At 72.0% G+C, this 23,598-nt stretch carries 25 protein-coding genes; 12 read left to right on the top strand and 13 right to left on the bottom strand.

All coding sequences use genetic code 11. The features are described from left to right. Window positions 1-18 precede the first annotated feature (18 nt). The 3 genes from ACH4MY_RS18565 to ACH4MY_RS18555 all read right to left on the bottom strand — a co-directional run bounded on the left by ACH4MY_RS18565 (window position 19) and on the right by ACH4MY_RS18555 (window position 1,716). Window positions 19-273: a DUF6332 family protein gene (locus ACH4MY_RS18565; protein ID WP_398004260.1), complete on the bottom strand. Its 255-nt coding sequence runs from the start codon at window positions 271-273 to the stop codon at window positions 19-21. A gap of 98 nt (window positions 274-371) precedes the next feature. Continuing rightward, window positions 372-740 carry a PRC-barrel domain containing protein gene (locus tag ACH4MY_RS18560; RefSeq protein WP_398004258.1) on the bottom strand — a complete coding sequence of 123 codons (369 nt, stop codon included), beginning with the start codon at window positions 738-740 and terminating at the stop codon, window positions 372-374. 151 nt (window positions 741-891) lie between these two features. Then, the gene (locus ACH4MY_RS18555) at window positions 892-1,716 is read right to left on the bottom strand and encodes a YhjD/YihY/BrkB family envelope integrity protein (protein WP_398004256.1); all 825 of its coding nucleotides are present in this window, start codon (window positions 1,714-1,716) and stop codon (window positions 892-894) included. 437 nt (window positions 1,717-2,153) lie between these two features. Between ACH4MY_RS18555 and ACH4MY_RS18550 the strand changes: the two genes are divergently transcribed. After that, window positions 2,154-3,656 carry an FUSC family protein gene (locus tag ACH4MY_RS18550; protein WP_398004634.1) on the top strand — a complete coding sequence of 501 codons (1,503 nt, stop codon included), beginning with the start codon at window positions 2,154-2,156 and terminating at the stop codon, window positions 3,654-3,656. 196 nt (window positions 3,657-3,852) lie between these two features. Further along, entirely contained in the window at window positions 3,853-4,926 is a 1,074-nt protein-coding gene (locus ACH4MY_RS18545) for a lactonase family protein (protein ID WP_398004254.1), read from the top strand. 168 nt (window positions 4,927-5,094) lie between these two features. Here the strand turns inward: ACH4MY_RS18545 and ACH4MY_RS18540 are convergent, their stop codons facing one another. Both ACH4MY_RS18540 and ACH4MY_RS18535 read right to left on the bottom strand, forming a co-directional pair. Next, entirely contained in the window at window positions 5,095-6,018 is a 924-nt protein-coding gene (locus tag ACH4MY_RS18540) for a sirohydrochlorin chelatase (RefSeq protein ID WP_398004252.1), read from the bottom strand. A gap of 102 nt (window positions 6,019-6,120) precedes the next feature. Then, on the bottom strand, window positions 6,121-7,179 hold the full coding sequence (locus ACH4MY_RS18535) for an N-acetylglucosamine kinase (protein ID WP_398004250.1): 1,059 nt from the start codon (window positions 7,177-7,179) through the stop codon (window positions 6,121-6,123). Between the two features lie 111 nt (window positions 7,180-7,290). Here ACH4MY_RS18535 and ACH4MY_RS18530 point away from each other — a divergent pair, with 111 nt between their 5' ends. After that, window positions 7,291-7,968, top strand: a complete 678-nt coding sequence (locus ACH4MY_RS18530) for a uracil-DNA glycosylase (protein WP_398004248.1) — start codon at window positions 7,291-7,293, stop codon at window positions 7,966-7,968. A gap of 79 nt (window positions 7,969-8,047) precedes the next feature. On the opposite strand, the gene ACH4MY_RS18525 is transcribed toward ACH4MY_RS18530, so the two are convergent. Both ACH4MY_RS18525 and ACH4MY_RS18520 read right to left on the bottom strand, forming a co-directional pair. Next, window positions 8,048-9,130, bottom strand: coding sequence for a WD40/YVTN/BNR-like repeat-containing protein (locus tag ACH4MY_RS18525; RefSeq protein WP_398004246.1), 1,083 nt, complete (start codon window positions 9,128-9,130; stop codon window positions 8,048-8,050). Between the two features lie 222 nt (window positions 9,131-9,352). After that, entirely contained in the window at window positions 9,353-10,438 is a 1,086-nt protein-coding gene (locus tag ACH4MY_RS18520) for an NADH:flavin oxidoreductase/NADH oxidase (RefSeq protein ID WP_398004244.1), read from the bottom strand. A 124-nt stretch (window positions 10,439-10,562) separates the two neighbouring features. Between ACH4MY_RS18520 and ACH4MY_RS18515 the strand changes: the two genes are divergently transcribed. After that, entirely contained in the window at window positions 10,563-10,940 is a 378-nt protein-coding gene (locus ACH4MY_RS18515; RefSeq protein ID WP_398004242.1) for an ArsR/SmtB family transcription factor, read from the top strand. Between the two features lie 59 nt (window positions 10,941-10,999). Here the strand turns inward: ACH4MY_RS18515 and ACH4MY_RS18510 are convergent, their stop codons facing one another. Further along, a complete protein-coding gene (locus ACH4MY_RS18510; RefSeq protein ID WP_398004632.1) occupies window positions 11,000-11,647 on the bottom strand; it encodes a DUF305 domain-containing protein in 648 nt (215 codons plus the stop codon). Window positions 11,648-11,826: 179 nt separating this feature from the next. Between ACH4MY_RS18510 and ACH4MY_RS18505 the strand changes: the two genes are divergently transcribed. After that, complete coding sequence (locus ACH4MY_RS18505) at window positions 11,827-13,362, top strand: LVIVD repeat-containing protein (protein ID WP_398004240.1); 1,536 nt, start codon at window positions 11,827-11,829, stop codon at window positions 13,360-13,362. Here the strand turns inward: ACH4MY_RS18505 and ACH4MY_RS18500 are convergent. The 4 genes from ACH4MY_RS18500 to ACH4MY_RS18485 form a co-directional block, all read right to left on the bottom strand. Then, window positions 13,341-14,012, bottom strand: a complete 672-nt coding sequence (locus ACH4MY_RS18500) for a TetR/AcrR family transcriptional regulator (RefSeq protein WP_398004238.1) — start codon at window positions 14,010-14,012, stop codon at window positions 13,341-13,343. The genes ACH4MY_RS18505 and ACH4MY_RS18500 overlap by 22 nt on opposite strands. A 129-nt stretch (window positions 14,013-14,141) precedes the next feature. Continuing rightward, window positions 14,142-14,825: a phosphatase PAP2 family protein gene (locus ACH4MY_RS18495; protein WP_398004236.1), complete on the bottom strand. Its 684-nt coding sequence runs from the start codon at window positions 14,823-14,825 to the stop codon at window positions 14,142-14,144. A 108-nt stretch (window positions 14,826-14,933) separates the two neighbouring features. Next, entirely contained in the window at window positions 14,934-15,869 is a 936-nt protein-coding gene (locus tag ACH4MY_RS18490; protein WP_398004234.1) for a M56 family metallopeptidase, read from the bottom strand. 199 nt (window positions 15,870-16,068) lie between these two features. Then, window positions 16,069-16,632: a DUF5134 domain-containing protein gene (locus ACH4MY_RS18485; RefSeq protein WP_398004232.1), complete on the bottom strand. Its 564-nt coding sequence runs from the start codon at window positions 16,630-16,632 to the stop codon at window positions 16,069-16,071. 172 nt (window positions 16,633-16,804) lie between these two features. On the opposite strand from ACH4MY_RS18485, the gene ACH4MY_RS18480 reads away from it, so the two are divergent. The 6 genes from ACH4MY_RS18480 to ACH4MY_RS18455 all read left to right on the top strand — a co-directional run bounded on the left by ACH4MY_RS18480 (window position 16,805) and on the right by ACH4MY_RS18455 (window position 22,195). Continuing rightward, on the top strand, window positions 16,805-17,356 hold the full coding sequence (locus ACH4MY_RS18480) for a GNAT family N-acetyltransferase (RefSeq protein WP_398004230.1): 552 nt from the start codon (window positions 16,805-16,807) through the stop codon (window positions 17,354-17,356). 156 nt (window positions 17,357-17,512) lie between these two features. Next, window positions 17,513-18,919, top strand: coding sequence for a DUF6421 family protein (locus ACH4MY_RS18475; protein ID WP_398004228.1), 1,407 nt, complete (start codon window positions 17,513-17,515; stop codon window positions 18,917-18,919). A 35-nt stretch (window positions 18,920-18,954) separates the two neighbouring features. After that, window positions 18,955-19,716 (top strand): SDR family NAD(P)-dependent oxidoreductase, encoded by a 762-nt coding sequence (locus ACH4MY_RS18470; protein ID WP_398004226.1) that lies wholly within the window; start codon window positions 18,955-18,957, stop codon window positions 19,714-19,716. After that, a complete protein-coding gene (locus ACH4MY_RS18465) occupies window positions 19,713-20,792 on the top strand; it encodes a threonine aldolase family protein (RefSeq protein ID WP_398004630.1) in 1,080 nt (359 codons plus the stop codon). Before ACH4MY_RS18470 ends, ACH4MY_RS18465 begins: the two co-directional genes overlap by 4 nt. 84 nt (window positions 20,793-20,876) lie before the next feature. Further along, entirely contained in the window at window positions 20,877-21,476 is a 600-nt protein-coding gene (locus tag ACH4MY_RS18460) for a transglutaminase family protein (RefSeq protein ID WP_398004628.1), read from the top strand. Window positions 21,477-21,502: 26 nt separating this feature from the next. Continuing rightward, entirely contained in the window at window positions 21,503-22,195 is a 693-nt protein-coding gene (locus ACH4MY_RS18455; protein ID WP_398004224.1) for a B3/4 domain-containing protein, read from the top strand. A gap of 45 nt (window positions 22,196-22,240) precedes the next feature. Here the strand turns inward: ACH4MY_RS18455 and ACH4MY_RS18450 are convergent, their stop codons facing one another. Further along, window positions 22,241-22,963: a lysophospholipid acyltransferase family protein gene (locus ACH4MY_RS18450; protein ID WP_398004222.1), complete on the bottom strand. Its 723-nt coding sequence runs from the start codon at window positions 22,961-22,963 to the stop codon at window positions 22,241-22,243. A 234-nt stretch (window positions 22,964-23,197) separates the two neighbouring features. Between ACH4MY_RS18450 and ACH4MY_RS18445 the strand changes: the two genes are divergently transcribed. Beyond that, the gene (locus ACH4MY_RS18445; RefSeq protein WP_398004220.1) at window positions 23,198-23,509 is read left to right on the top strand and encodes a TlpA family protein disulfide reductase; all 312 of its coding nucleotides are present in this window, start codon (window positions 23,198-23,200) and stop codon (window positions 23,507-23,509) included. Window positions 23,510-23,598: the final 89 nt, after the last annotated feature.

Genomic DNA, 23,598 nt, shown 5'->3' with positions numbered 1-23,598 from the left:
AGTGGTGGGGCCTCCGGGTCAGCGCCCCTGACGCCGATGCGCATCGAACCGGAGCAGTACGCGCACCACTCGCCACACCGCGGCGGCGGCGGCCAGCACGGCTCCCACCACGAGCAGGCCCTTCCCGGCGGGCTCGGAAAGGCCGACGGCCATCGCGGGGAGGAGCAGCACGCCGAAGACGAGCGCGGCCAGCGCTCCGGCCGTCACCAGCGCGAACATGATCTCCACCGTCATCGCGTCCTTCTCCCACCGCGACTCCCGCCCCTCGTCCATGCGGCAAGTCTCACACGACGCGGCGCGCGCCGTGCTCGCGCGCGGGCGTGGCGCAGGGCCCGAACTCGTCGAGTTCGGGCCCTGCGCCTTACCGGGGCTCAGACGATGCGGCCACCGAAGGGGCCGCCCAGCCCGTAGTACATGCCCACCTCATGGCGGTAGGCGGGATCCTCCAGATGCTTGTCGCGGTGGAACTCGGGAGCGTCCTTGATCTGCTCCTTGGTCCGTTCGACGAAGATCTTCCGGTCGTCCACGTCGATGCGGACCACCGTGCTGGCCGGCAGGAGGACCTCCTTGCCGAAGATCCAGACTCCGGTGTCCACGACCAGATAGGCGTCATCGACCTCGTCGGAGTGCTTGTCCACCTTGCCGATGCCGCCGTCGGTCGCCTCGACCTTGTAGCCGGTCAGATCGGTCCCGGCCAGGTGGCCAGCGGTCGACTTGTAGCTCCACACGTTCTCGGTCACGCGAAAACAACTCCTCCGGTCGGTGGAGGACGGCGTACGGTTCCCCGCCGCCCTCCCTTTTCCGTATGTCGTGCCTGGCGGGTTTCGTGCCCGCCTGGGCTCCGCCTGCCCCGGACACGGCGAGGCATGCCACCGGATCTTCGCGAGCACCTCACCTCCGCCGCTTCAGCGCCTGCCTCAGACGGGGAAGTTCGTCGTCGAACAGCCGGCCGGCCAGCGCGCCGCCGAACACGACCACCCCCACCGCCACCAGCCAGGTCTGGATGACGAGGAAGGCGCCGAACGGTCCGTAGGTGACGGCGCTGGACGCGATCAGCGGAGAGAAGACGAGCCGGGAGAAGACCCTGAGCCCCAGCAGCCCGAGCACGGTCGCCACCGCCCCGGGCAGCAGGGCCGTCCACGCGACCCTGCCGCCGAGCAGCAGTCGCTGCGACCACCAGAAGAACAGGATGCCGCTCAGTACGGTCACGACGCCGGCGGCCGGACTGTGGTGCCAGAAGGGGGCGACCGCGAACAGGTACAGGACTCCCAGAAGGACGGTGAGCCACAGCACATGCCGCCACCTGGCCCGCCAGCGGGCGGGAGGGAGGTCCCAGACCTTCTCGTAGCCGCTCTGCACCACGGTGCCGAAGGAGAGCCCGAACACGGCGAGCAGGACGAGGCCGAAGGTCGTCGTGGTCCGCCGCACCTGGCCGGGGAGGGCGAACAGCCGCTCGATCTCCGTCCTGGCGGGCGCCGACACTCCCAGGCCGTCCCCGAGCCACTGGGCGAACCCCTTGCCGCTCCCCGCGCCCGCCGCGGACACGACGATCAGCAGCGGTATCAGCGTGAGGAACCCGAGTGCCGCGAACCCCAGCGAGCGCTGCCACAGATCGAGCCCGCTGACCGGACCCCACCGGTGCCCGGCCCGCGACCGGCGGACCAGCCTTCGTATCCGTTCGAACGGGGACTGTCGCCTCCCGGGACGGGCGGCCATCAGCTGTCCGGCTTCCGACCCACGACCGGGAGCACCGGCACGGCTGCGGCCCTCGGAAGGTCGAGCATGGCGCGCTCCAGGGATTCGACTCTGTCTCCACAGTAGGACCGGCCCGCCACGGGGGCGGTCCCGAGGCGGGGCGGGCGGCGCGCGTCGGAGCGCGGGTGGGCGGATGGTCCGTTGGCCGCGGATGGACGGTTCTCGGGAGGGTCCGCTGGGCCATTGGCCCAGTGATCGCGAGTTGAGTTGAGCCACAGGTACTCCTGATGGTTTCCTTGTCGTATCCAGGTACTTTCGGCGCCGCGCAGCGCCGGGGCGGCGACGAGGCCGGTCCGGACCGCGGCGCCTTCGTCATGTCCATGAGCTCCCACCACCCCGGGATGCCGTGCGGCAGGGCGAAAGGCAAGACAAGGGGGCGGTTCACACCCGTGAAGAGGATGTTCGTGGCACCGGATCCGGGGCGCGTCAGGTTGAGGAACTCGCTGCGGGCCGTCATGGGGATCGCCCTCGCCGTCGCTCTGTCCGAGCTGGCCGGGCTCTCGCTGACCGCCTCCATCACCGGTGGTCTGGCGGCGCTGCTCGCGCTGTTCACCGTGATGGACTCCACGGTCCGGGCGCAGGCCGTGACCACCCTGCTGCTCCCCGCCGCGGGCTTCCCCGTCCTCGCCCTGGCCACCGCGCTGCACGACATCACGCTGCTGCGGGACCTCGCCTTCCTCGCCGTGGTCTTCTGCGGGGTCTACGCCCGGCGCTGGGGCCCGCGTGGGCATGCGCTGGGGATCTTCGCGTTCATGAACTTCTTCACGACCCAGTTCCTGCACGCGGTGCCCGGCCAGCTTCCCGAGCTGTACGCCGCCGTGGGGATCGCCCTGGCGGCCGCCGGTACGGTCCGGTTCGTGCTCTGGCCGCTGGAGCGGCGTATTCCGCCCGCTGCCGCACCGGCCCCGCTGCCCGGCTCCGGGCTCTCCCGGGTGACCACGCGGCAGGCGATCCAGGCGGCGGCCGCGTGTGCCGTGGCGCTCGCGATCGGTCAGGTGCTCTCCGAGGACCGCTGGTACTGGGCCGTCGGCACGACCTGGTGGATCTTCGTCAACACCGTGTCGCGGGGCGAGACGCTGGTACGAGGCTTCCGCCGGGTCCTCGGCACGGTGATCGGGATCGCCGTGGGCATGGTCGTCGCCATCCCGCTCGACGGAGCCGCGTTGCCGACGGCCCTCCTGGTGGCCGTCTGCGTCTTCGGGATCTTCTACACGGCGCCCGTCTCGTACAGCTGGATGATGCTGGCCGTGACCGTGATGGCGGGCCTGCTCTACGGGCTCCTCGGCGTGCTCGATCCGGCGCTGCTGGTGCTGCGCTTCGAGGAGACGGCCGTGGGCGCGGTGAGTGCCGGGCTCGCCGTGATGCTGATACTTCCGGTCACCACGCACGCGATCAACGACGCGTGGATCCAGCGCGCCCTGCGGGGCGTGCGGGCGGCGACGTCGGCCTCGCTTCGGCGGCTCTCCGGCGAGGAGGACGCCGACCCGAGCCCCCACGCGGCCGAGCTGGAGCTGCTGCTGGGGCGCGTACGGCTGTCCCTCGCGCCGCTGGTCCATCCGCTGAGCCCCTTCCGGGGGCGGAAGGCCCGGGCCCGTCAGGTGCTGGCCCTCCTCGACGAGTGCGCCGACGAGGTGCGGGGGCTCGCCGCGGTCGCGGCCGATCCGGCCGCGAGTCACGATGCCCGGCTGGCGGCGGCCTGCTGGCGCGTCGAGGCGGCCGTGGAGCGGCTGACCTCGCCCCGGTCCCGCCCGGAGGCGGGGGAGCGGGCGACAGAGGACGGTGCTGTCGCGCCGACCGCCGGTCAGGTCGCGCTCGGTCATGTCAGCGGTCTGGAGAAGCTCCTGGCCGCTCTCGACGAGCCGCTGCGGACGCCTCCCGGCTCGCTCCTCGTCCGTTCCTGACGAGGAGCGACTCCCGTCGCCGAGCCGGCCCTCCGTGGCCCGCTGCGACGGTGGCGGTGGCGGTGGCCGTCCGGCCGGCCGCGCCGCGAACCGCCTCCTGAGCCACCACCACCCTCCTTTGGTATAGACCGCCTGCTACCGTCGGCCGGACGCAGGCCGGTCGACCGTGACCGGCCCCGGGGACAGGGGAGGCGCCGTGGGCGGCACAGGGACGGTTCAGGGGCGGAGCGCGGTGCGCGCGTACATCGGCTCCTTCACCTCGGCGGGCGGGCGGGGAGTCCTCGCCGCCGACCTGGACGAGGAGACCGGCGCGCTGACGGTCACCGGCGTCAGCGACGCCGTCGCCGATCCCTCCTTCCTCGCCCTCGCCGGACCCGTGCTCCACGCCGTCTCCGAGACCGAGGCGGGGGCGGTGGGCGCCTTCGACGTGACCGGACCGGCACCCCGGACTCTCGGCTCGCCCGTTCCCGTCGACGGAGCGGCTCCCACCCACCTCGCCCTCGCCGCCGGGCACCTGCTCACCGCCAACTACACCTCCGGCAGCGTCACCGCCCTGCCCCTCGCCGAGGACGGCACCGCCCGCCCCGCCGCGACCGTCCTGCGGCACGAGGGCGGCGGACCCGTCACCGGACGCCAGGCCGGCCCCCACGCCCATCAGGTCCTCCCCGACCCCAGCGGCCGGTGGATCGTCAGTGTGGACCTCGGGACCGACTCCGTACGTGTCTGTGTCCTCGACCCGGAGACCGGCGCGCTCACCCTTCACGGGGAGACCGCCCTGCGCCCGGGCACCGGGCCGCGTCATCTCGCCTTCCACCCGGCCGGCACGCACGCGTACGTCCTGAACGAGCTGGAGCCGACCCTCACCGTCTGCCGCTGGGACGCCGGGGCCGGCGTGCTCGAACCCCTCGGCGAGGTCCCTGTCGTCCCCGAGACTCCTGCCGTGCCCGAGGGCGCCGGTGGCCCCAGCTACCCCTCCGAGGTCGTCGTCGCCCCCGACGGGCGCTTCCTCTGGGTCGCCGTCCGCGGCGACGACACCCTCGCCGTGCTCGCGCTCGACCCCGAGGGCTCGGAGGCCTCCCTCGTCGCCACCGTTCCGTGCGGCGGCACCTGGCCCCGCGATCTGACCCTCGCCCCGTCCGGCCGCCACTTGTACGCGGCCAATGAGCGCTCCGGCGACGTCACCTGGTTCACCCTCGACCCGCAGACCGGGATCCCCGCGCGCGCGGGCTCCGTCGAGGCCCCTGCCGCCTCCTGCGTCGTCTTCGGCTGAGCCGGCGCGCCCGCCTGCCGGGGCGCGACGAGACGGCACCCCCGGCGGACGAGGGCGACGCCGCCCCGACGGACAGGGGAGCCATCGCCCCGGGACACGGAGGTACGTCGAAGGGCCCGCACCGGAGACCGGTGCGGGCCCTTCGACGTACGGGCGGGGTGGCGGGCCTCAGAGCGAGGGCGCGCCCTGCGGCTGCTGCGGCGGGATGCCCAGGGCGGCCGTGTACTGCGAGAGCACCAGCTTGCCGATCGCCGGGTAGGCCCCCAGCGGCTCGGCGGCGGCGCAGCCGGACTCCTTCGAGGCCTCTTCGAGCAGACCGTCGGCCAGCTCGGGGCCGATCAGGTACGGGGCGAGGGCCAGCTGCTCCGAACCGGCGGCGCGCAGCTGCTCGGCGACGGAGGCGATCGAGCCCTCCTGGTCGAGCGCGGCGGCCATCACCGGCACGGCGAGGCGCGCGGCGAGCAGCATGCCGGTGATCCCGGCGGCCTGGACGGCCTCCTCGCCGCCGACCGTGGCCAGGATGATGCCGTCGGCGGCCGTGGCGACCGTGAACAGCCGGGCGCGGTCGGCACGGGCCAGACCCGCCTCGGAGAGGCGCACGTGGAGCGCCTCGGCGAGCAGCGGGTGCGGGCCGAGGACGTCGGACAGCTCGGCGGTGTTGCCGGCGTCCATGACGGCCTGGCGCACCTGGCGCGTCTGGGCACTGTCCGGGCCCACGAGCAGCGGCACGACGACCGCGGCGGGGCCGGTGGGGGCGCTGACCTCGCGGCCGGCGGCCACGGCCAGCTCGTAGCGCTCGGTGCGCACCGAGGAGGCGACCGCGAGCATGGTCGCGAGCGAGGGGAACTCGGTGTCGTCGCCCTCCAGGAAGCCGATCAGGGCCTCGAGGCCGGGCAGCTCGGAGCGGGCGATGCTCACGACCTCTTCGGCCAGCGAGCGTATGGCGGCGGAAGGCGCGCCGGGGACGGCGAGAACCAGTGCGGGAGCGCCCTCGGGCGCCGCCGCGGGTTCGGGGCGACGGTGCCGCCCGGACTGACGGGGTCGAGGCATTCGTACAGGCAGGCCGGAAGCAGGCCCATTGGGGGAGCTCATGGCGCCGCATGCTACTGGTTTCGTCCGGTGCGCCGTCGGCTGAGGTGCGGTCACGCGCCTTCTGTCCCTCTATGTCCCCTCTTGGAGGTGGTCTTCGAGGCCTCAATGGCCCGACGCACCACCTCCCACCTGGGCGGATGTCTCCGCCGTGGGCACGTCGTCCCCGAACAGGCGTAGCAGGGAGACGTCCTCCGGCAGCCGCAGTGTGCCGGTGGCGAGCGCCGCCGCGAGGGTGACCGCCCCGGCCAGCGGATCCCCGGCGGGGGCCACCGTACGGGCCTGCGGGATCCGCTCCGCGAGTGCGGCACGCAACGGTACGAGCAGGGGGTCGCCCATCTTGAAGAGGCCTCCGGTCAGCGCCACCGTCGCCCCGGGCGCGGCCGGACACACCGCCTCCGCCGCCTCGGCGACATGCTCGGCGGCCCGCGTCAGGATGTCCGCCGCCACCGGGTCCCCGGCGGCGCACCGGCCCACCTCGGGGGCGAAGGAGGCGAGGACGGCCGGCCGGTCCGTACGGGGGTAGAGCGCGCCCGGCAGGCCCGCCGCCGGGCCGAAGAGCTTCTCGGCCCGGGCGAGGAGCGCCACGGAACCGCCGCGCCGCCCGTCGTACGCGCGCATCGCCGCCTCCAGGCCCGCCCGGCCGATCCAGGCGCCGCTGCCGCAGTCGCCGAGGAGGTGGCCCCAGCCGTCGGCCCGTCGCCAGGACCTGAGATCGGTGCCGAGCGCGATCGTCCCCGTGCCGCCCGCGACGACGGCCCCGGGCTCCTGCCCGAGCGCCCCGGCGTACGCGGTGACCGCGTCGGCCGCGAGCGCGAGCCGCCGCACGCCCCACGCCTCGGCGAAGGCACCCGGCAGCTCGGCCCGCAGCTCGTCTCCGAGCGTCGCCATCCCGGCGGCGCCCACCGCCGCGGCGACGACCGGCCGCCCGCCGTGAGACTCCGTCAGGGAGCGGACGGCCGGCAGGACCTGGTCGAGGAAGTGCCGGGCGGAGATCCCGCCGGGGCCGGTCCGCACGGGTTCCCGCGAGGTCCGGGTGTCGAGAACGGCTCCGGTCACCGCCTCGGCCAGCGCGATCCGGAGCCCCGAACCACCGGAGTCGACGCCGACGACCAGGGCGTCGGTGGTGTCGGTGGATTCGGAGGGGGCGTTCACGGAGACCACGGGTGCACCGTCCTCGCAGCGGGTGGGGCGGGGGAGTGGGCGGAGTCTAGGGGGCGGCTGGTGGAGCCGTCCGGACCGGGGTGTCACTGTAGGCCGGTAGAGTGACGGACTGTGACAGCGCGACCGTTGAGCGAACTGGTGGAGCCCGGCTGGGCGGAGGCCCTGAGCCCCGTCGCGGGGCGTGTGGCGGAGATGGGCGACTTCCTGCGGGCGGAGATCGCCGCGGGCCGGACGTATCTGCCCTCCGGACAGAACGTGCTGCGGGCGTTCCAGCAGCCGTTCGACGAGGTGCGGGTTCTGATCGTCGGTCAGGACCCCTATCCGACACCGGGGATGGCGATCGGACTGAGTTTCGCGGTCGCGCCCGAGGTCCGGTCGCTGCCGGGAAGCCTGGAGAACATCTTCCGGGAGCTGCACACCGACCTCGGGATGCCGCGTCCCTCGAACGGCGATCTGACCTCGTGGACCCGGCAGGGCGTCCTCCTTCTCAACAGGGCGCTGACCACCGCCCCGCGCAAGCCCGCCGCCCACCGCGGCAAGGGCTGGGAAGAGGTGACCGAGCAGGCCATCCGCGCGCTGGCCGCCCGGGGCAAGCCCCTGGTGTCGATCCTGTGGGGCCGCGACGCCCGCAACGCCCGGCCGCTCCTCGGCGACCTTCCGGCGATCGAGTCCGCGCACCCGTCCCCGATGTCGGCGGACCGCGGCTTCTTCGGCTCCCGCCCCTTCAGCCGCGCCAACGAACTGCTCCTGAACCAGGGCGCCCAGCCCGTGGACTGGCGCCTGCCCTGACCCTCGGTCCCCTCCGTGACGGAGGGGACCAGGGGGCCTGCCGGGGGTGACCCCGCGCCGCTCCCGCGGGCGCCCGGCTCTAGAGCACCGCCGCCCGCACGCACAGGACGTCCGGCAGATGTTCGGCGAGAAGGCGCCAGCTGTCGCCGTCGTCCGCGCTCGCGTACACCTCGCCGTTGCGGTTGCCGAAGTACACACCCGCCGGGTCGGCATCGTCCGTGCAGAGGGCGTCCCGCAGCACCGTGCCGTAGTGGTCGCCCTCGGGGAGCCCCCGGGTCAGCGGCTCCCAGGTGACTCCGGCGTCGGTCGTGCGGTAGACCCGGCACCGGCGGCCCGCCGGGACCCGGTCGGAGTCCGCGGTGATGGGGAAGACATAGGCGGTGTCCGGTCGGTGGGGGTGCGCGGCGACCGCGAAGCCGAAGTCGGAGGGCAGCCCGGAGCCGATGTCCGTCCAGCTGGCCCCGGCGTCGTCGCTGCGGAAGACCCCCCAGTGGTTCTGGAGGTAGAGCCGGTCCAGGTTGCCCGCGTCCTGGGCGATCTTGTGGACGCACTGCCCGAACTCGGGGTGCGGATCCGGCAGGAACACGGCGGAGACGCCCTGGTTGGAGGGTGCCCACGCGGCCCCGCCGTCCCGCGACCGGAACACCCCGGCCGTCGACACCGCGACCGTGAGTGCGTCGGGGGCCCGCGGATCGGTCACGACCGTGTGCACGGCCTCGCCGCCCCCGCCGGGCACCCACTGGGAGCGGGTCGGGTGCTCCCACAGCGGGCGGACGAGCTCGAAGGACTCCCCGCCGTCCGCCGATCTGAACAGCGCGGCCGGCTCCGTCCCCGCGTACACGACGCCGGGGGAGTGCTCCGGGGCCGGGTGCAGCTGCCAGACGCGCTCCAGGGATGCTCCGGTGTCCTCGGGGAACTTGACCGCCGGTCGCGCCGGTTCGGTCCAGGTCTTGCCGAGGTCGTCGGAGTGGAAGACGGACGGCCCCCAGTGGGCGCTGTCCCCGCCCACGAGGAGGCGCGGGGTCGGCCCCCGTGTGTCGATGGCGACCGAGTAGATCGCCTGCGCGGGGAAGGCCGGATCGTCGAACTCCCATCGGCCGTCGTGCCTGCGGCCGATGAAGAGACCCTTGCGGGTGCCTACGGTGAGTAGTACGTCGGGCATCGCTGCCACCTCCAGGACGCCGTTGTCGCGGATACGGGCCAGTCTGCACCCGGCCACTGACAACAGCCCCCGGACACGGCGTCCGGCACCGCCCGTCCGGAGACGGATGGTGCCGGAGAGGGCCGGGTGACGACGGAGGCGGCCGGGAGCGGACGGCGGAGCCGGCCCGGTGGCGCCGCGGCAAGGCCGGGCCGCGAAGGTGTCCTCCTCCTGCGGGGCCGCTCAGATCGCCCAGGCGTACTGCGGCGGGGCGGTGTGGGTCTCGGCGCCCAGCTCGCGGGCGGCGCGGCGGGCCCAGGAGGCGTCCCGCAGCAGCTCGCGGCCGAGCAGGACCGCGTCGGCCTCGCCGTTGGCGACGATCTTCTCGGCCTGCTCGCTCTCGGTGATCAGGCCGACGGCGGCCACGGGCAGTCCGGTCTCCGCCTTGACGCGGGCGGCGAAGGGCACCTGGTATCCGGGGCCCACCGGGATCTCGGCCGGTCCGCCGTTGCCGCCGCTGGAGACGTCGAGGAGGTCGACTCCGTGCTCGCGCAGCAGCGCGGCGAACCGCACGGTCTCGTCGGCCGTCCAGCCCTGCTCCTCCAGCCAGTCGGTGGCCGAGACGCGGAAGAAGACGGGGAGTTCCTCGGGCCAGACGGCCCGTACGGCGTCGACGACCTCCAGGGCGAGGCGGGTCCGGTTCTCGAAGGAGCCGCCGTACGCGTCGGTCCGGCGGTTGCTGTGCGGGGAGAGGAACTCGCCGATGAGGTACCCGTGGGCGCCGTGCACCTCGACGACCTGGAAGCCGGCGGCGAGGGCGCGGCGGGCCGCGTCCGCGAACTGCCCGGTGATCTCCCGGATCTTCTCGACGGTCAGCTCGGTCGGCACCGGGTAGCCCTCGGCGAACTCGACGGGGCTCGGCGCGACGGGCTGCCAGCCGGGGCCGCCCTCGGGGACGGGCCCGCGGCCCTCCCAGGGGCGCTTGGTCGAGGCCTTGCGCCCCGCGTGACCGATCTGGATGCCGGGCACGGTGCCGTGGTCCTTGAGGAAGTCGGCGATCCGCCGCAGGCCCTCGGTCTGGGCGTCGTTCCAGAGGCCGAGGTCCGCCGGGCTGATCCGGCCTTCGGGGGAGACCGCCGTGGCCTCCACGAGGATCAGTCCGGTGCCGCCGGTGGCCCGGGAGGCGTAGTGGGCGAAGTGCCAGTCAGTGGCCACGCCCGTGTACGGTCCGGTCGCGTCCGCCGAGTACTGGCACATGGGCGCCATCCAGACCCGGTTGGGCACGGTCAGTGACCGCAGGGTGTAGGGCTCGAACAGGGCTGCGCTCATGACGGACTCCGTTTCGGGGTGCCTCGAAGGACGCTAGTACGGTAACCATCGTAGTACGGCATCTGTCAAACTACGAGGGTTCTCGTACAATGGCCGGTATCCCGGATGAAGTGGAGCCGCCGTCATGACGACCGCCACCAGCCCTCGCGCCCTCGAACACCCCGCGCGCGACCAGATCCGTCTGGAGGCGGTGCTGCACGCGCTCTCGGACCCGGTGCGGCTGATGATCGTGCGGGACATGGCGCGTGAGCGCGCCGAGTTGAGCTGCTCGTACTTCGACCTCCCGGTCACCAAGTCCACGACGACGCACCACTTCCGCGTGCTGCGCGAGAGCGGTGTCATTCAGCAGGTGTACCGCGGTACGGCCAAGCTCAACGCCCTGCGCGAGGACGACCTCGAAGCCCTCTTCCCCGGCCTCCTCGGCGCTGTCCTGGCGGCGGCGGGGGCCCAGGCCGCCCGCGAGGGCGAGGGGGACGCCGAGAAGGCCGGGGGATCGGCCTAGGGTCTGTCGTCACATTCCCGTCTGCCCTGCGGGCGACGACGGGAATGTGACGACAGACCCTAGAGGGACCGCATCCTGCCGATCTCCGCGGTCTGCTGGGCGATCACGTCGTTCGCCATCTCCTCCACGAGGACGTTGTTTCCGTCACCGAGCACCTCGGCGGCCATCGTCACCGCCCCCTCGTGGTGCGTGATCATCAGTTTCAGGAACAGCTCGTCGAAGGCCTTGCCCTTCGCGTTCCCCAGCTCCTTCAGCTGCGCCTCGGTCGCCATGCCCGGCATCGAGTGATGGTCGTGGCCCGCCTGTTCACGCGGTCCACCGTTGCTTTTCAGCCAACCTTCCATCGCGCCGATCTCCGGCCCCTGCGCCGCCGCGATCCGCTCCGCCACCCTCCTGACCGTGGGTGAGCCCGCCCGCTGCGGGGCCAGTGCCGTCATGGTCAGGGCCTGCCGGTGGTGCACGATCATCATCTGCGCGTAGGTGAAGTCCGCGCTGTTCGGGCTCTCGTCGGGGAGCAGCCGGGCGGCCTCCTCGGGGGATATCCGCCTGGCCGGTTCACCGGGCTTTCCCGGCGCGACCACCGTGGTCCCGGTCGATGCCCCGGCCTCCGGTGCCCCCTTGTCCGGCCCCGACTCACAGGCGGCCAGGGCGAGTACGGCGACGGCGGACAGGGCCGCGGCGACGACGGCACGCTGACGGCGGATCAACAACGCGACCTCCAGTTGTTCTTGCGGGGACTGTGACCGTTCCTAGCACTTTTCTCGGGCTGACCGATCAAAAACCTTCATTACGTCTGTGTTGCCATCTGTTGAGATGTGCACGGCAAGGAAGATACTGCCGGGGTCCAACACCCGTTCAACGCTGAACGGATACCAGGGAGGACGGAGTGACTTCGTTGCGTACCCCGCGTACCACGACCACCACGCGCGATCCGCGTGCCCGGCTCAGACGCCTGGGAGTGGCATCCGCCGCGGCAGGGCTGCTGGCCACACTGCTCGTGGCAGGCCCGGCGACCGCCACGCCCGACCCCGGAGACGCACCCGCCCAGGGCAAGGTCTCCTCGCAGCAGGCGGCCGACGCGCGCTCCGCCATCCAGAGCGGTGAGATACCCGGCGTGGACGAGATCGTCCACAGCTCGAACATCCAGCACCTCGCGAACATCCCCAAGGACGCGCTCCAGGGCCTCAACACGGACCTCGCGTTCCAGGGCAAGTACGCCTTCGCGGGCAACTACGACGGCTTCCGGATCTTCGACATCAGCGACCCGAAGGCCCCGAAGACCGTCGCCCAGGTCCTCTGCCCCGGTTCCCAGAACGACATCTCCGTCTCCGGGGACCTGCTCTTCCTCTCGACGGACTCCTCCCGGAGCGACAACTCCTGCGCCAGCACGACGCAGCCCGCCTCGGTCAAGGAATCCTGGGAGGGCATGAAGATCTTCGACATCAGCGACGTCCGCAACCCGAAGTACGTCGCCGCCGTCGAGACCGCGTGCGGTTCGCACACCCACACGCTGGTTCCCAAGAAGCGGGACGTGTACGTCTACGTCTCCTCGTACTCGCCCAACGCCGCGTTCCCGGACTGCCAGCCGCCGCACGACGGCATCTCGGTCATCAAGGTGCCCCGCAAGGCGCCCGAGAAGGCCGCGATCGTCTCCTTCCCCGTCCTCTTCCCGGGCGAGGGCCCGGACGGCGGCGGCAACCCGGGCGGGCCCACCAACCCGGGCGTCTCCAAGACCACGGGCTGCCACGACATCACCGTGCTGCCCGAGAAGGACCTCGCCGCCGGCGCGTGCATGGGTGACGGCATCCTCTTCGACATCGAGGACCCGGAGCACCCGCGGGTGATCGACCAGGTCCAGGACAACGTCAACTTCGCGTTCTGGCACTCCGCGACCTTCAACCAGAAGGCGAACAAGGTCGTCTTCACCGACGAGCTCGGCGGCGGCGGCGGTGCCACCTGCAACGCCGCGGTGGGCCCGAACCGCGGTGCCGACGGCATCTACGACATCGTGGGCAAGGGCAAGCGCAGCAAGCTCGTCTTCCGCAGCTACTTCAAGATCCCGCGCCACCAGGCCGACACCGAGAACTGCGTCGCCCACAACGGCTCGCTGATCCCGGTCAAGGGCAAGGACCTCATGGTCCAGTCCTGGTACCAGGGCGGTGTCTCCGTCTGGGACTTCACCGACTCCAGCAAGCCCAAGGAGATCGCCTACTTCGAGCGCGGCCCGCTGTCCGCCACCACCCTCTCGGTCGGTGGCTCGTGGTCCGCGTACTACTACAACGGCTACATCTACTCGAACGACATCGCCAAGGGATTCGACGTCCTGAAGCTCTCCGACCGTCGTACCGACCCCGCGAAGCGGATCCGGATGGACGAGCTCAACGTCCAGACGCAGCCGGACTACTTCGACTTCGACGACTGACCGGAGCCGTGACGGCCGGCTGACGGCCTGAGCGACGGCGTGCCGTCGGGCGGACCCCCGTCCGGCGGCGCGCCCGCCTCCCAGTCGAGGCCGTACCGGTGGAACAGCTCCGACCGCAGCCGCTTCAGCGGCATCTCCGCGCCCGGGAGCAGGACCGCCACCACCGCGCCCATCAGCAGGGCGCGCAGCAGCGGATAGTCGGTGTCCACGTCCTCGGAGCCGTACCGCGTGACGGTGTCCCGCAGCAGGAACGCGAGGCGCTGCTGCTCCGGGCACTGCACGAACCCCTCGGCCTGCAGGATGCCCGCCATATGGGTCCGCATCAGCGTGGGGCGCTCCGCCGCGAGGCCCAGGATCGCGTCGATCGCGCGGGCCAGCCGCTCGTGCCCGTCGTCCGTGTGCGGCTCGCGCTCCAGCGCCTCTTCCAGGGTGAGATGCATCAGACGGTGCACCGCCGACTGGAGGAGCTGCCGCTTGCCCGGGAAGTAGTACGAGATCAGCCCGCGCGCCGAACCGGCCCGCTCCGCGATGTCGCCGAGCGTGGTCGCCTCATAGCCGTGTGTGTCGACCAGCTCCACCGTGGCCTCCAGAATGCGCTCCCGGGACTTGCGCCGGAGCTCTTCATTGACCGATGGGCTACGCGGGGACATGCTGGACTCCTGCGTTGACTGGCTGCCGGCCAATATACTCGGCGCATCCCGTCGGCATGCCTTCGTGGCAGGTCGCCGGGGATACCGTCTGTTCTGGGCGACACGGGGGATCGTCCAGAACAGACGGCTTCATCCTGTCTCTCCCATTCTGCTCCCGCTGTCCCCGGTCGCCCCGGGCTGCGTCCGCGGGTCACGACGCACGCTCCTGCGGTACGTCAGGACCGCCACGGCCACACAGCACCAGCCGAGCAGCCAGCCCCCGAGCACGTCCGAGGGCCAGTGGACGCCGAGATAGACCCGCGTCCAGCCCACCCCGAGGACCGAGACCAGCGCGACCGTCGCGAGGGTGCCCCACCCGCGCCACTCGGGCCTCCAGCGCATCGCGAGCACCCACAGCAGCAGTCCGCAGGTCACCGTGGCCGTCATCGCGTGCCCGGACGGGAAGGCGGCGAACCGCGCGGAGTCGACCGGATCGTCCCACTGCGGCCGCTCCCGCCCCACGAGCGACTTGACGCCCTGCTGCAGCCCGACGGCGAGCAGGCTCGTCCCCGTCACCCAGAGGGCCAGGCGCCGCTCCCGTCGCCACCACAGCAGCACCACGGCGGCCGCGGCGAGTGCGCGCATCGTCCACGGGTCCCAGCCCCAGTCGCTGAGGACACGATGGGCGTGGGTGAGTCCGGGCTCGGCGACGGCGTCGCGGTGCAGCGCCTCGACGGCCCAGCGGTCGAAGGAGATCAGGGGTGCCCATCCGACGGCGACGAGCACCAGCAGCAGGACGAACAGGATGCCGGAGACCACTGCGGAGGAGCGCATAGGTCGATCCTGCCCGACGAACGGCCCCGGTCGACCTTCCGTGCCTCCCGCGCGCGCCGCCGTGCGCCCTGCCGCGTGCGGCCGGAGCGGAGCGTCTGCCGTCACCCGCTATCCCAGCGCGCTGAGCGCCGGGGCGAAGGCCACGAGCACCGGGACCACCGGCACCAGGGACGCGGCGGCCGTGAGCCGGAGCCGGCGGCCGGCGGTGAGACGGGGCGCCGCGGTCAGCAGGCGGTTCACCCGTCGCGGGAGATCCCCGCACGGTGCCGGGCCGGGCCCGAACACCCCCCGGTCCTCGTTCAGTCCGACCAGTGCGAGCGCGATCGTCAGCCGCCCGAACCGGCGCGAGGCCACGTCGTCGGCCGCCAGCTCCACCAGCCGGTGCATCTCCCCGCGGAAGGCCGCGAAGACCGGGATCCCCGGGAACCCGGCGGCCAGCGCCGCCGAGCTGTGCAGCAGCCAGTCGTGCCGGGCGCGCGCGTGCCCCTGCTCGTGTGCGAGGACGGCGTCGAGCTGACGCCCCTTCAGCCTGCGGAGCGCCGCCGTGGTGATGACCAGCTGGGGCGTGGTTCCCGGGAGCCACCAGGCGTCGGCCCGCTCGCCCTCCAGGACGACGAGGCGCTCGCCGTCCGGCTCCTCCCCGGGCAGGACGGGCGCACGGACGAGGAGATCGCAGCGGCGCTGCCTGCGCCGGGCGCGGGCCTGGCCGAACTCCCGCCCCAGCATCGCCCCGGACCAGACGCCGCCGGCGGCGAGCGCGACGGCGAGCACCGCCGACCAGGGGCCGGTCGTGCCCAGTTCGTACGCGTCGACCACCGCGCGCGGCGCGGGAGCGAAGACCTGTCCCCGCACGGCCTGCCAGGCGGTCGACGCGCTGAACGTCATTGAGAGGGCGAAGCTCAGCAGCACGGCGGCGACCACGCACTGCCAGACCCAGAGGGCGACCACGGGTTCTCGCTCCACCCAGTCCGCACGTGACAGCAGCCGGGGGGCCGCGAGGGCGGTCAGGACGCCGAGCAGGAACAGCGCGAGGGAGACCCACATGCCCGTCACCCTATGAGGGGGATACGGGTCGGGGGTACGGCCGCGGACGGCAAGTGACGTACGCCACGGTTTCGTTGTCGCGCGGGGAGGCCGACGCGGCTCCTCCCGCCGGTCGCGGGTCACCGATTACCGGTGCGCTCGCACCCGTCAGCCGCCGGGCGGCGTGACCCGTTCTCCGCCGGTCACCGACGCGTCGGCCTCACATCGTCACCAGCATGGCGAGCATGGCGAGCGCCATCGACAGCCTGCAGACGAGTGTCAGTTCCGGCCGGGTCGCCCAGGCCGGCCCCGGGTCGCCGGCCGTCGCCGCTCTCGCGACCGGTACGAGTCTCGTGCCCGCGTGGAGCACGTACCCCATGTAGTAGAGGAGCAGTCCGCCCGTGAGAACCGGTATGCCGGCCGCCGTGCCCGCGGAGTGCCCCGTGTGCGCCCCCGCGGCGGGCGCCGCCATCGCCACCGCCATGTAGACCATGGCGAGCGAGCCGACCAGATGGTGCAGATGGTGCCCGCCGTGCCGGACCGCGAGCAGGGCGTGCAGCGTCGCGAGGCCGAACACCGCCGCGTACACCGACCAGCTCCAGCCCGGCGGGGTGAGCACGGCCGCGGGCAGCGCCATGGACGCCATCCCGAAACCCATCACCGCCTCGCCGCCCGCGGCCCGGCGCTCCTCGCCGGCGCACGCGCGCATCCGCAGCAGGCAGTACCCGCCCGTCGCCACGGACAGCGCGACCATCAACCACCCGGACAGGGCCGGTCCGTGCACGGCACACCTCCCCCTCGATGCCGTCCCCTCACCGGAGGATGCCCGGCACCGGTCGAGCACACGCGGGCGCACGGGCGCGCACAGGCGTACGAAGGGGAGTGAAGGGTGTGCGCGTTAGGCTCGGGCGGATCGCGTACGGCGATCGTCAGCACCCGAGGGGAGCCCCGTTCACATGGACACCGCCACGTCGCACGAGACCGGCCGGATCAGCTACCGCGAGGCGGTCCTGGACGACGTCCCGGCCCTCGTCCCGCTCGTCGAGTCGGCCTACCGGGGCGACGCCAGCCGGGGTGGCTGGACGACCGAGGCGGACATCCTCCAGGGGCAGCGCACCGACCCCGAGGGTGTGGCCGCCGTGATCGCCACGTCCGGCAGCCGGCTCCTGGTCGTCGAGCGCGACGGCGAGCTCGTCGCCTGCTGCCAGCTGGAGCACCGCGGTGAGGCCGCCTACTTCGGCATGTTCGCGGTCCGCCCCGAGCTGCAGGGCGCGGGTCTCGGCAAGCAGATCATCGCGGAGGCCGAGCGTCGGGTGCGCACGCTGTGGGACGTGCGGGAGATGCACATGACGGTGATCTCCGTGCGGGAGGAGCTCATCGCCTGGTACGAGCGGCGGGGCTACCGGCGCACGGGGCGGACGACCCCCTTCCCGTACGGCGACGAGCGCTTCGGCGTGCCTCAGCGTGACGACCTGGAGTTCGAGCTCCTGGTGAAGACGCTGAGCTGAGCCACACGCCGGAAGGGCGGCTTCCCCCCTGTCTGACGGGAAAAACTTCTGCGATCAGGGGGGTCTCACAGGAGAATTTCTCTTGCTCCCCTTGTGGGGGACACGCATCGCCGGTTACGGTGGCTTGACGCGAGGTTCTCCTGTGGAGGAAGAGGCATGACGGAAATTCTTGTGCAGGATGTGACTGGTGGGGGGATATCCACCGCCGCCCGGGTGATCGACCACCCCGCCTGGCCCGAGCTCAAGAATGCCGTGGAGGAGATCCGCGCCTGGCAGAGCGCGGACGGCTCCATCGACTTCGAGCGCGAGGACACCCCCGCGCGCGCCCTGGCCGAGCTGACCCTCGACCGCGTCACCGCCGCCGTCGAGCAGCTCTCCCCGCTCGTCCCGCACGACGGCGCGTACCACCGCGCCCTCGTCTCCGACCTGCGCAAGTGGGCCGAGAGCGGCTTCGTGGTCCCGGACTTCCTGGACTCGCTGCTCGCCTTCCAGCCGGCCGCCGACCGCGTGGACGGGCTCCAGCACCTGGTGCTGTTCCCGATGTACACGCAGAACGGCAACCCCGACCGCAACCTCGAAGCCGTCGTGCTCCGCATGGTGTGGCCGGAGTGGCTCTCCGAGCTGGAGGCCACCCGCTACGACAACCCGCTCTTCTGCGGCATCGCCTTCGAGGACTTCACCGCCGGGTACGACACCAACTCGGCCGTCCTCTTCCCGGAGACCATCGCCGTCCGTGAGGCCCCCGAGCGCTTCACCTGGGGCGGCATCTTCTGCGACCGCGAGGCCGCGCGCTTCCGCAAGGTCACCGAGGCCGCCGTCGACACCCTCGGCATCCAGCTGCCCGAGGACATCGCCGCCATGGTCGGCGACCAGAAGCGCTGCGAGCAGGCCTTCGTGCTCTGGGACATGCTCCACGACCGCACCCACAGCCACGGCGACCTGCCCTTCGACCCCTTCATGATCAAGCAGCGGCAGCCCTTCTGGATGTACGGCCTCGAGGAGCTCCGGTGCGACCTCACCGCCTTCAAGGAGGCCGTGAAGCTGGAGGCCGAGGGCAACACGCACGGCCGTGACGTGCAGTACGCGGTCCTCTTCGACCGGATGTTCCGCTTCCCGCTCTCCGGCGACCGCACCCGCAACTACGACGGTCTCGGCGGCCAGCTCCTCTTCGCGTACCTCCACAAGCACGACGTGGTGCGCTGGACGGACAACACCCTCAAGATCGACTGGCAGCGGGCCCCCGAGGTCACCAACCAGCTCTGCGCGGAGATCGAGACCCTCTACCGCGACGGCATCGACCGCCCCAAGCTCGTCCACTGGTTCAAGGCGTACGACCTCGTCTCCACCTACCTCGCCCCGCACCCGGGATCGAAGTGGGCCAAGGGTCCCGACGCCCTCGACCTCTCCCTCCCGCCCCGCAAGCTCGTCGACGACGTGCTTCCGGACGAGTTTCCGCTCAGCATGTTCTTTGAGGCCCTCGCGAAGAAGCTGAAGGGCGTGATCGCCGAAACCAAGGGGATCACCGCCGCCGACGTCTCGCGGACCGATCGGGCCGCCGCGTGAGCTCTCGTACCGAGGACACCGAGGAGGCGTCGCCCATGAACGCCAACGGAAACGGCGGGCCGCTCGACGGCGCCGTCATCGCGGTCGCCGGCGCGGCCGGTCCGGCGGGCCGTGCGGCGCTGCTGCGTCTCGCGGAGGCCGGTGCGACCGTGGTCGGCTCCGACGCCGACCCGGCGCGTCTCGCGGAGGCCGTGGACGCCGCCCGCTACGCGCACGGCGGCGCCAAGGTCGTCGGTGACACCGTCGACCTGCTCGACCTGGACGCCACGCGCGACTGGGCCGCGAAGACCGAGAAGGAGTTCGGCCGGATCGACGGCCTGGTCCACCTCGTCGGCGGCTGGCGCGGCAGCGCCTCCTTCACGGAGACCGACCTCGCGGACTGGGACTTCCTGGAGAAGCTCCTCATCCGTACGGTCCAGAACACCTCGCTCGCCTTCCACGACGGGCTGCTGCGCGCCGGTGGCCGCGGCCGCTACGCCCTGATCAGCCAGGTGGGCGCGCACAAGCCGCTGGCCAACAACGCCGCGTACAACGCGGGCAAGGCGGCGGCCGAGGCCTGGACCCTCGCCATGGCGGACTCGTTCCGCAAGCTGGGGGGCGACGACGGCCCGCAGGCGGCGGCTGCGATCCTGGTGATCAAGGCACTGGTGCACGACGCCATGCGCGCCGAACGCCCCAACGCGAAGTTCGCGGGCTTCACCGACGTGAAGGACCTGGCCGAAGAGATCGCCGGGCTCTGGGACAAGCCCGCCCAGGAAGTGAATGGACAGCGTCTGTGGCTGACCCCCAAGCCGTGACCGCGGCCCTCGGCCCCAGGACCGACGCACGTCGTCACCACGACCCGTCGGTCCGGGGCTTCGCCAGCGACAACTACGCCGGCGCCCACCCCGAGGTCCTCGCGGCCCTCGCCCTCGCCAACGACGGCCACCAGGTCGCCTACGGCGAGGACCAGTACACCGAGCACCTCCAGCGGATCATGCACAGCCACTTCGGCCCCATGGCCGAGGCGTTCCCGGTCTTCAACGGCACCGGGGCGAACGTGACGGCCCTCCAGGCGCTCACCGACCGCTGGGGCGCCGTGATCTGCGCCGAGTCCGCGCACATCAACGTGGACGAGGGCGGAGCGCCGGAGCGGATGGGCGGCCTCAAGCTGCTCACCGTGCCGACCCCGGACGGCAAGCTCACCCCCGAGCTGATCGACCGGCAGGCCTGGGGCTGGGAGGACGAGCACCGGGCGATGCCGCAGGTCGTCTCGATCACCCAGAACACCGAGCTGGGCACGGTCTACACCGTGGACGAGATCCGCGCGATCGTCGAGCACTCCCACGCCAAGGGCATGAAGGTGCACCTCGACGGGGCCCGGATAGCCAACGCCGCCGCCTCGCTGGACGTGCCGATGCGCGCGTTCACCAACGCGGTGGGCGTCGACGTGATCTCGTACGGCGGCACGAAGAACGGCATGCTCTTCGGAGAGGCCGTCGTCGTCCTCAACCCCGACGCGGTCAGCCACATGAAGCACCTGCGCAAGCTGTCCATGCAGCTCGCGTCGAAGATGCGCTTCGTGTCGGTGCAGCTGGAGGCCCTTCTCGCGAAGGACCTGTGGCTGCGCAACGCCCGCCACGCCAACGCGATGGCCCAGCGCCTCGCGGCCGGGGTGCGCGAGGTCGACGGGGTGGAGATCCTCTACCCGGTGCAGGCCAACGCGGTCTTCGCCCGGCTGCCGCACGACGTGACCAGGCGGCTCCAGGAGCGCTTCCGCTTCTACTTCTGGGACGAGAACGCCGGCGACGTGCGCTGGATGTGCGCCTTCGACACCACGGAGGACGACGTCGACGCCTTCCTCCAGGCGCTGAAGGAAGAGCTGGCCCGCTAGCCCTCGCTGCATGGATATACGGCCGGATGGAAAGTCATTGACTTCCGTCCGGCCGTTTCCGTACGCTCCACCCGCATGGACCGCATGGCATTCATCCAGCAGAACCCCGACATCGCCGCCTATCTGGCCGCGAGTGAGACCGTCGATCATGAACACCCGGTCGTCCGGAGCCTCACGCGGCGCCTCGCCGATACTCACCCCGACGCATACGCATACGCCGAAGCGGCCTTCGAGTACGTCCGGGACGCCGTCCCGCACTCCATGGACGCGGGCGATCCCCGCGTCACCTGGCGCGCCTCCGACGTACTGGAGCAGCGCACCGGCATCTGCTACGCCAAGTCCGTCGCGTACGCCGCTCTCCTGCGGGCCCGCGGCATCCCGGCCGCCCTGTGCTACCAGCGGCTCGCCGACGAGGACGGCTCGAACCCGGTGATCCACGGTCTCGTCGCCGTCCTGCTGCCCGGCGAGCGCGCGTGGGCCCGCCAGGACGTGCGGGGCAACAAGCCCGGCGTCGACGCGCGTTTCTCCCTGGGGGAGGAGCGGCTGGCCTGGACCGTACGACCGGAGTTCAATGAAGTGGATTATCCAGTGCTCTACACTGAACCGCATCCGGCCGTTCTGGACGCGCTCCGTGCCGCGCCCGACCGGTCGTACCTCTGGCGGACGCTCCCCACGGAGCTCTGACCCCGGACATCACCGAACGGCGGATCATGACTCTCACGCTCACCGTCTCCGACGAGGTGCGCACCCTCGCACCCGGCTTCACCGCACTGGCCGTCGAGGCCCGCGGACTCGTCAACGGCCCCAGTGACGAAGCGAGTTCGGCCCTCCTCGACGAGGCCGCGCGCCGACTCGCCGAGCGCCTCGACGGCCTGACGCCGGACCAGGACCCGCACATCGCCGCCTGGCGCGCCGCGTACACCGCCTTCGGGGCCAAGCCCTCCCGTACCCGCAACTCCGCGGAGGCGCTCGCCAAGCGGGCGCTGGCGGACGGGGGGCTGCCTCGCGTCAACCGGCTCGTCGACGCCTACAACGCGGTGAGCGTCGCCCACCTCATCCCGGTGGGCGGTGAGGATCTGGGCAGGATCCGGGGCGCCATGCGGCTGGTCCGCGCCGTCGGCGACGAGCCCTTCGTCACCGTGGCGGGCGGCGTGGAGACCGTGGAGCACCCCGAGCCCGGGGAGATCGTCTGGTGCGACGAGGAGGGTGTCACCTGCCGCCGCTGGAACTGGCGCCAGGGTCCCCGTACCCGCATCGACGACGACACCGTCGACGCGGTCTTCCTGCTGGAGTCGCTCGCCCCCATGACCCGCGAGGAGCTCCTCGCGGCGGGCGCCGAGCTCGCCGAGTCGCTGGAGAAGCTCAGCCCGGGCGCCCGGATCACCGTCCGGGACCCGGAGTAACGGTTCTTCGTTCGAACGGTGCGGTGGCGCGCGTCCGCGCTGCCGTCAGCCCGCTTCCTTGACCTGGGCCGGAGTCGGAGCCGTACCCCCGAGGTGCGCGGGCACCCACCAGGTGTCGCTCGCGTCCTTGGGGCGGACCGGGTAGGCGCGCTGCGCGGCCTCCAGGAGCTCCTGGCAGCGCTCGCGCAGCCGCCGGGTGATGGCACCCGCGTACTGGTCGGCGGGCGCCTCGAGAGGCTCGCCGACACGGATCGTCACCGGGATGTGGCTGCGCTTGAAGTTCCGCGGACGGCCCTTCGTCCAGACGCGCTGCGTACCCCAGAGCGCCATCGGGATCAGCGGAACCCCGGCCTCCTGGGCGAGTCGCGCGGCACCCGTCTTGAAGCCCTTGAGCGTGAACGACTGGGAGATGGTCGCCTCGGGGAAGACACCGATGATCTCGCCGGCCCGGAGCGACTCGAGCGCGTGCTTGTAGGCGTGCTCGCCCTGCGCACGGTCCACCGGGATGTGCTTCATGCCGCGCATGAGGGGGCCAGAGACCTTGTGCCGGAAGACCGAGTCCTTCGCCATGAAGCGGACGAGACGCTTCTGCGGCAGTGCGGCCAGGCCTGTGAAGATGAAGTCCAGATAGCTGATGTGGTTGCTGACGAGCACCGCGCCACCCGTGCGCGGGATGTGCTCCGAACCCTGCGTGTCGATCTTCAGGTCGAGCGCCTTGAACAGGGTCAGAGCGGCTCCGATGACCGGCCGATACACGAGTTCTGCCATCTGAGAGGGACCCCTTCTTCTGTGCCTGGGGAGGGTTCTCCCGGCGAAGTTACGCAGCCGTAGGTTTTCGGCTTTGGGCAGATCGTGCCCCATGCGGGGCGCCGTGACCAGTCCAGGCGGCTTCGTACAGGGAGATTCTCGTCACTCGCGGTGGTCGTGGCGGGAATCGAACGCCGCCGTGCGACGCTGCACCTGGTGACACCGCCACGAAGACCGTAAGAGAGGGGACGACAGGTGACCGGGACACTCGGGGCCGAGGCGCTCGGCGCCGAACTGGGGGAGCGCGCCACCCTCGTTCAGTTCTCCACCGCTTTCTGCCAGCCCTGCCGGGCCACCCGCCGCACTCTCGCCGAGGTCGCCGCGTTGGTGCCGGGCGTGGGGCACGTGGAGATCGACGCGGAGGAACGCCTCGATCTCGTACGCGAGCTGGGCATCGCTCGGACCCCCACCGTCCTCGTCCTCGACCGGACCGGAACCATCGTCCGCCGGGCGTCGGGACAGCCGCGGAAGGCGGACGTCATCGCGGCCCTGGGCCGCGCGGTCTGACGCCGTGACACTTCTCCCACATCCCGGTACGCACTTGACTGCACGCGGCAACGATCGTCACCCTGGCGGAGTGCCCCCAGAACTCCTTC

This window comes from Streptomyces sp. NPDC017246 (assembly GCF_044331325.1).
GTDB lineage: Bacteria > Actinomycetota > Actinomycetes > Streptomycetales > Streptomycetaceae > Streptomyces.
The sequence above is the reverse complement of the archived record's forward strand: the minus strand, read 5'-3'. Positions and strand labels throughout refer to the sequence as shown.

Bases quoted from the DNA above. Each gene is read 5' to 3' on its own strand.
- ACH4MY_RS18565 (WP_398004260.1), bottom strand. From the start codon at position 273: ATGGACGAGGGGCGGGAGTCGCGGTGGGAGAAGGACGCGATGACGGTG.
- ACH4MY_RS18470 (WP_398004226.1), top strand. From the start codon at position 18,955: ATGAACGCCAACGGAAACGGCGGGCCGCTCGACGGCGCCGTCATCGCG.
- ACH4MY_RS18550 (WP_398004634.1), top strand. From the start codon at position 2,154: ATGTTCGTGGCACCGGATCCGGGGCGCGTCAGGTTGAGGAACTCGCTG.
- ACH4MY_RS18475 (WP_398004228.1), top strand. From the start codon at position 17,513: ATGACGGAAATTCTTGTGCAGGATGTGACTGGTGGGGGGATATCCACC.
- ACH4MY_RS18460 (WP_398004628.1), top strand. From the start codon at position 20,877: ATGGCATTCATCCAGCAGAACCCCGACATCGCCGCCTATCTGGCCGCG.
- ACH4MY_RS18455 (WP_398004224.1), top strand. From the start codon at position 21,503: ATGACTCTCACGCTCACCGTCTCCGACGAGGTGCGCACCCTCGCACCC.
- ACH4MY_RS18450 (WP_398004222.1), bottom strand. From the start codon at position 22,963: ATGGCAGAACTCGTGTATCGGCCGGTCATCGGAGCCGCTCTGACCCTG.
- ACH4MY_RS18520 (WP_398004244.1), bottom strand. From the start codon at position 10,438: ATGAGCGCAGCCCTGTTCGAGCCCTACACCCTGCGGTCACTGACCGTG.
- ACH4MY_RS18500 (WP_398004238.1), bottom strand. From the start codon at position 14,012: ATGTCCCCGCGTAGCCCATCGGTCAATGAAGAGCTCCGGCGCAAGTCC.
- ACH4MY_RS18555 (WP_398004256.1), bottom strand. From the start codon at position 1,716: ATGGCCGCCCGTCCCGGGAGGCGACAGTCCCCGTTCGAACGGATACGA.
- ACH4MY_RS18540 (WP_398004252.1), bottom strand. From the start codon at position 6,018: ATGAGCTCCCCCAATGGGCCTGCTTCCGGCCTGCCTGTACGAATGCCT.
- ACH4MY_RS18495 (WP_398004236.1), bottom strand. From the start codon at position 14,825: ATGCGCTCCTCCGCAGTGGTCTCCGGCATCCTGTTCGTCCTGCTGCTG.
- ACH4MY_RS18525 (WP_398004246.1), bottom strand. From the start codon at position 9,130: ATGCCCGACGTACTACTCACCGTAGGCACCCGCAAGGGTCTCTTCATC.
- ACH4MY_RS18515 (WP_398004242.1), top strand. From the start codon at position 10,563: ATGACGACCGCCACCAGCCCTCGCGCCCTCGAACACCCCGCGCGCGAC.
- ACH4MY_RS18490 (WP_398004234.1), bottom strand. From the start codon at position 15,869: ATGTGGGTCTCCCTCGCGCTGTTCCTGCTCGGCGTCCTGACCGCCCTC.
- ACH4MY_RS18480 (WP_398004230.1), top strand. From the start codon at position 16,805: ATGGACACCGCCACGTCGCACGAGACCGGCCGGATCAGCTACCGCGAG.